We start from the raw sequence: 6,433 nt of genomic DNA, 5'->3' as shown, positions 1-6,433 counted from the left end.
GGCGGAGTGGACGGGACTTGAACCCGCGACCCCCGGCGTGACAGGCCGGTATTCTAACCAACTGAACTACCACTCCACATTCTTTAATATTATCAAGCAGTTACGCTATGGATACTGGACCCACCTCGTCAACCGCGGCGCAGATAATACGGGTTCACCTAAGGTGAGTCAACCGCTTTTTTCCGCAAAATACACATAACTAGTTTGATTGCTCTAGGATTAACCAATTTCAGCTGTTTTATTGGCCTACTACATAAAATAAACAGATCTATGGCGATTAAACAAGCAATACAGCAACGCTAATCTAATTTAAGCTCCTTGCTTAAACCACCATTGGAACGGCGACGCGTAAAATACCAGATTGCACCAGCCCCAACTATGACAATAAGTAGATTTAAGCCAATCACAAATAATATCACCGTGCTTTTTTGCCATCCCTGCTCTGACTCATCTATCTCAGCTGTAGTCATCACATCAGTTTTATCATCTATATTGGCGTTAAGCTCGGCATTTTGCCCAAGCTCTTCAGCCACTTGACCTTCAGTATCTATTGGCGTGGTTGTCACATCACTAAGCTCTACGACAGGTTTTGGCTCTTCTACCAAGAAACTAAACTCGGGTACATCTAAAATAAACTCTCTGCCTTCGACAGTGTTTCCATAGGCGGTTAACTTGACGCGATAAACCCCTGACTCATAATTGACAATTTCGTATTCACGCACATTGTCAGACATATCGGTAATTGAAAAATTTTGAATATCCCCATTCGGAAAACGGATTTTCCCATCTACCAACAAGGTCGACAAATCAACCAATTCCCGTTCTGTATCGATAAGCAATTTATGATAGCCCTTACCAATTTCATCTTTTTCAACCGAAATTTTAATTGGATTAGGGTATAACATCAGATTGTCCGCCACTTGCTCTCGAGTGAACATTGGCGTTGAAACCGAAAATACCGGGCTCCACTCTCCATCAGCTACTGATAAGTTAAACTGACCAGTAAAAATACCGTCGAGAGGACGTTCATCCATCCCCTTTCCATTATCTTCAAAACTGGCGATATTTTGTGTCTGTGCACCAAAGTTATTAAAGTTAGGGTTATTGGTGCTAATAAATTCGATATTCAGCTCAACTACGTCACGAAACTCTCGGTAGTCAATGGGTTTGCCATGATTGGTTAGATAAGCAGTTTGTTTTAGTATTTCGCCCGAAAATATTATTTTCGGTAAAGGGTCGGCATGCAAGGCGATATCACTAATCACCATTACTCGGCTATTTGGTATGATTTGACCGATAGCTTGCCATGGGCCCGGCGTCGGTTTTTTTAAACTAATCATGTCATAAGTAGCCGCATCGAACCAAAATAAATCAGTGCCATCGGCGTCAGACTGAAAAATCTTACTGCCATCTGGCCTGACTAATACAATTGGAGAACTGCCATATTCACGAAAGAAAATCATGGTGATTTCGTCAACCATGTAATCAATCCGAAAACGGTTTTGCATTAATTTGATGCCGTTTTGATACTCCGAACCTAGGATACTAATGGGTGACGATTCGACTTCTTGTTTAGCTTTAGCCGTACTGGGATCATCTGTAGTTTGCGCAAAGGCCGCATGGTAAATAAAAAACAGCACAAATAGACCCAGAAGAGGCCCCCGCTGTACTCGTTTTCTAAATAGTCTGGCTAACATAGCTATCCAATTATTATTGTCGCCACAGGCAACTACCGCCTTTTTTCAAAACAAGATCAAGGCGTTGTTCATGCATAGCTATTTCATCGGCCGTAGCCTTCACAACCTTTAACGCTTTTCTATCAGAAGGCAGTCGTCTGATGATTTCTTGCTGCACTCCCCCTTCTTTATTCGATTTACCTGACAAATTCAGATCGGTTTGGCCGCCTGTCATCATGAGATAAACATCAGCCAGTATTTCAGAATCTAATAAAGCGCCGTGTTTTTCACGATGGGAATTATCAATTCCATAACGTCTGCACAGGGCATCCAAATTATTTTTTTGTCCTGGATGTAACTGCCGAGCCATATCTAAGGTATCTAGTACGGTACAAATTTCAGCGCTCTTTTGTGCCACGATATTAGGAATGCGGGCAAACTCGGCATCCATAAAACCAATATCAAAAGGCGCATTATGAATAACTAACTGTGCGCCCTTAATAAACTCCACAAATTCTTTGGCTATTGCACTAAATACCGGCTTATCCGCAAGATATTCATTGGTAATACCGTGCACCTGAATTGCTTCTTGCTCAACGATACGTTGGGGGTTGATGTAGACATGAAAGGTGTTACCCGTGAGTCGGCGATTAAGCAACTCAACACAGCCAATTTCGATTACTCGATGCCCCTGTTTTGGATCGAGGCCTGTCGTTTCGGTATCTAAAACAATTTGTCGCATTTCACACTCTTTTTAGAATTTTGTAGCATTACGTATCCTGCTCATTATACTGCTCTAAAATAAAAAAATTGCATAATTACATGAAACAAATCGAAATTTTTACAGATGGCTCTTGTTTGGGCAACCCAGGTCCAGGTGGTTACGGTGCGGTACTCATCTTTAGTGAGCATCGCAAAGAATTAAGCCAAGGCTTCAAACACACCACCAATAACCGCATGGAGCTGCTGGCAACTATTGAAGCACTTGCTTGCTTAACTGAACGATGCAAGATTAATCTCACCACCGATAGTCAATATGTTAAAAACGGCATTAATCAATGGATCAAAAATTGGCGTAAAAATGGCTGGCGTACCTCAGACAAAAAACCAGTTAAAAATGTTGATCTATGGAAACGTCTTGATGAGCAAGTTGCTCGACACGATGTTGTGTGGCATTGGGTAAAAGGCCACTCAGGCCATCCAGAAAACGAAGCCTGTGATCAACTAGCACGAGCAGCAGCAGAGAGTAAAAATCAACTAGAAGACGAGGGATTTAACAGCTAGCTTCGAGCTTATATAATAGAACTGACTTAGGCCGAATTAAATAGCAAATAATGTAACAATCCCACATGGCAAAAACCATGTGGGATCAGCGCTTATTAGCTATTGATATAGACTTGATATTTGCTTGTTAGCGGCGAGTTGCGGTTTAACACTTGCAGCGTCTCCTACCACCACTAAGGTCATATTTTCTAAGCTCAGGTATTTTTTCGCCAGAGCAGATATTTGCTCAGGGCTGACACTGTTTACTTTTTGTACATAGGTTTCAAGGCGACTTAAGGGCAAGCCATGGCTTTCAAGAAACCAAAGTTGATTGATAATTGCGGTACGTGTGGAGTTTTGTAAAACATAGATACCTGACATATAGCTTTTAATGCCCTCAAGTTCATCGTCACTAGGAGCTTCGTTCTGTAGGCGGGTGATCTCATTTATAATTTCTTGTAAAGCGGCCGCTGTTGATTCAGCAGTAACGTCAGCTGTTTCATACCATACAGCAGAATTAATACGGGTACTGATAATGCTTCTGGGCGAATAAGTATAGCCTTTATTTTCACGGATGTTAGAGGTGATACGACTGGCGAACGAGCCACCTAACAGGGTATTCATTAATTCCAAAGCTATGTAATCAGGATTAGATGGGTCAACCACAGGTAAACCAAAGTAGATAGTCGATTGCGGCGCGTTGTCTCTTGGTATAAAAATAAGCTTACCCTCTCCTTGATAAACTGGGGTAGAAATGACTCGCTCCACACCTGCGCTTAAATCAGCAAAGGCAACTCTGATAGCCGATTCTGCCTCGGCCTGATCGAATTTTCCTGAGACGTATAACACACTGCGTTTAGCGACTAAATTTTGTTCCAAAAATGCTGAAATAGCTTTTGCAGTAATGGCTTTGACTTTATTGTCATCTGCAAAGGTCACCGCGTAAGGATGATCACCAAATACCGTCTGATTGAAGGCTTCAAGCGCTTGCCCCTGAGCCTCAGACCGTTGCACACTAATATTACGCAAAAAATTATTACGTGCTCGATCCAAATCATCTTCCTTTAATTTACTGTTAAGGACTAAATCACCCATTAAGGCTGCGGCATCACCGACAAATTCACTGAGTACATCCATTTGTAGGTAACTTGAGTTGCTACCCACAGAAGTAATGACTTGGCCCCCCATGTCAGCTGCCCGCTGGGCGATATCGAGTGCTGATTGACTCTGTGTACCTTCAGTAAGCAGTTGATATGCCAAATCTGCAATACCATCAAACTCACCATCATCATAATTGCCGAGTTTGCTCACCAGTCTCAAAGTGACCTTAGGTGTATTACCGTAAGGGACAAATACGACACGCAGACCATTGTCCAGTTCTATACTACTGGTTTGAGTGAGCGCAAAGTCTTTTGCCTCACCACCTGCTGGGGGCTGTTGTTTGTCTGCAACAGCACTATTTACCCATAACACTGTGCTAACAAGAAAAATGATCAGGAAATTTTGCATGCTTATTCTCCTTGCTCGGTGGCGGCAGCAGGCGCTTCACCGGGTGTTAGCGTTAAGATCGTACGATTACTAGCGCGCAAATACTCTTTCACCGTCGCTTTAATTAATTCAGGTGTTACTGCCTGGAACTGCTCTTCTAGGTGATTGATTCGAGCTGGATCATCGTCAAATAGGGCAAAACTGGCAAGTAAATCCACTTTACCAAAACCATACAAGCTATCTACTTCATCAAATAATGATGAACGAAGTTTTACCATGGCTCGATTAATAGCCGCTTGAGGTATGGGCATTTCACTGAGTTGCGCAATAACACCATCTACAGCGCTAAGAATATCCTGCTGGCTGTGTTGCGCATCGTGAGTAAACGAGCTCATCCATAACATGGGGCCGTTGTAATTAAACATATTGCCCAACAGATAGTTGATACCCCCACCCACTTCACCTGTTATCTGTTTGTTTTTTACTAGCTCTTGGTAAAACAGACTATCCGTACCTTGCACCAATAACTGGTCAATAATACCCATAGCAAAATACTCAGGGGTATTGCGTGGCGGCATTTTATAAGCGAAAGCAAAGGCTGGTTTAGGGGCCAATTTATCAAATTTGTTAAAACGTTTTTCCTGCTCTTGACGCAACTCAGTTAAGTCTGGCTGAGCAGCCAATGGTGCCGAAGGAATATTGGCAAAATAAGTGGATATCATCGCTAAGGTTTTGTCTTTATCGACATCACCAGCTACCACTATTACGGCATTATTGGGGGAATAATATTGTTTGAAAAAAGCGCTAACGTCATCAAGAGTGGCAGCGTCTAAGTCGGCTAAATCGCCATAAAAGTTATGGGCGTTGTACCAATTATTAAAAGCATACTGCGGCATATCTAGCCACGGAAACCCTCCATAAGGCTGGTTTAGTACGTTAACCTTTACCTCGTTCTTAACTACCTCTTGCTGGTTAGTCAAGCTTTCTTGAGTAATGGCTAGACCACGCATTCGGTCGGCTTCAGCCCACAACATAGTCTCTAGCTTATGCGCGGGGACAATTTCGAAATAATTGGTATAGTCGAAACGAGTGGAACCGTTGAGTATTCCGCCATTTTTTTGCACTAAACTAATAAACTCCATTTTGCCAAGGTTTTCTGAGCCTTGAAACATCATGTGTTCAAATAAGTGTGCGAAGCCAGTGCGATCCTTAGGCTCAATCCGAAAACCAATATTATAATACACCCCAATAATCGCTACAGGTGAAGTGGTATCCGGCGAGATCACGACTTTTAAACCGTTGGCCAGCGTGGAATAGTGCACTGGTACATTAAAACTAACCGGGCTAGTGGCGCCACCCATTTTGTCAACCAATTGGTCTGCCAGTGGATCGTCACTGTTATTGGGCTTACATCCCTGTAATAAACCTATGCTAAGTACTAAGGTACTCAGCAGTGCAAGCACTACTTTATTCTTTGATCTCATATTTATCTCCTCGTTACCATCATCTGAGTAATTTACTCTATCAATATAATCAGAGCGTTTATTAGGCACAAGTATTAAAGTTACCTCAATTTTAACAACCTCCAAGATCAAGACACCAAGCATAATCAATCTGACCAGCTATTATGACAGGCATATTAGTTATCATGACAGCCATATTAAAAACACAAATTCTGTTCATCCCCAATTTTTCAAGAAATGAGAGTATCAGTCGTCATGCACCTTTTGCGTATCAGAAGAAGCTGATTTAGTCTAAAAAATGGTATATAAAACTAAAGTTGACACTTTTGGGTAAACATCGCGCAGCCTTGTTGAACAACTGGGTGTTGTTGTATTTTTTATAGGAGGTTATTCAGCTTAGGCGCGTTTTAATAAAGCCTTAGCCTGACTCATGCCTCGTATGCGTTGATGGTGGGTATTATTTTTGTATTGTTGCAGCATCTGCTCGCTACCCACTGCCCTGCTGAAGTGCTTTTCAAACTCTGTGGTTAAGGTTAACCATTG

The 6,433-nt window shown here is 42.2% G+C and carries 5 protein-coding genes, 1 tRNA gene and 1 pseudogene; 1 reads left to right on the top strand and 6 read right to left on the bottom strand.

From position 1 onward, the window contains the following. Nucleotides 1–2 precede the first annotated feature (2 nt). From ABKW31_RS22515 to dnaQ, 3 genes are all read right to left on the bottom strand, one after another. Nucleotides 3–76 (bottom strand) — tRNA-Asp (locus ABKW31_RS22515). A gap of 223 nt (nucleotides 77–299) precedes the next feature. After that, nucleotides 300–1,697, bottom strand: coding sequence for a TIGR03503 family protein (locus ABKW31_RS22510; RefSeq protein WP_348618962.1), 1,398 nt, complete (start codon nucleotides 1,695–1,697; stop codon nucleotides 300–302). A gap of 13 nt (nucleotides 1,698–1,710) precedes the next feature. Next, on the bottom strand, nucleotides 1,711–2,418 hold the full coding sequence (dnaQ, locus tag ABKW31_RS22505) for a DNA polymerase III subunit epsilon (RefSeq protein WP_348618961.1): 708 nt from the start codon (nucleotides 2,416–2,418) through the stop codon (nucleotides 1,711–1,713). A gap of 80 nt (nucleotides 2,419–2,498) precedes the next feature. Here dnaQ and rnhA point away from each other — a divergent pair, with 80 nt between their 5' ends. Then, complete coding sequence (rnhA, locus tag ABKW31_RS22500; protein WP_348618960.1) at nucleotides 2,499–2,960, top strand: ribonuclease HI; 462 nt, start codon at nucleotides 2,499–2,501, stop codon at nucleotides 2,958–2,960. Nucleotides 2,961–3,059: 99 nt separating this feature from the next. Here rnhA and ABKW31_RS22495 read toward each other — a convergent pair whose 3' ends face one another. The 3 genes and pseudogenes from ABKW31_RS22495 to ABKW31_RS22485 form a co-directional block, all read right to left on the bottom strand. Continuing rightward, the gene (locus tag ABKW31_RS22495; protein WP_348618958.1) at nucleotides 3,060–4,448 is read right to left on the bottom strand and encodes a pitrilysin family protein; all 1,389 of its coding nucleotides are present in this window, start codon (nucleotides 4,446–4,448) and stop codon (nucleotides 3,060–3,062) included. Nucleotides 4,449–4,450: 2 nt separating this feature from the next. Continuing rightward, a complete protein-coding gene (locus tag ABKW31_RS22490) occupies nucleotides 4,451–5,911 on the bottom strand; it encodes a pitrilysin family protein (RefSeq protein WP_348618957.1) in 1,461 nt (486 codons plus the stop codon). Between the two features lie 375 nt (nucleotides 5,912–6,286). Beyond that, nucleotides 6,287–6,433 (bottom strand): annotated as a pseudogene (locus ABKW31_RS22485) (transposase); the annotation flags it as partial.

Source organism: Paraglaciecola sp. 25GB23A, from assembly GCF_040012495.1.
Classification (GTDB): Bacteria; Pseudomonadota; Gammaproteobacteria; order Enterobacterales; family Alteromonadaceae; genus Paraglaciecola.
The sequence above is the reverse complement of the archived record's forward strand: the minus strand, read 5'-3'. Positions and strand labels throughout refer to the sequence as shown.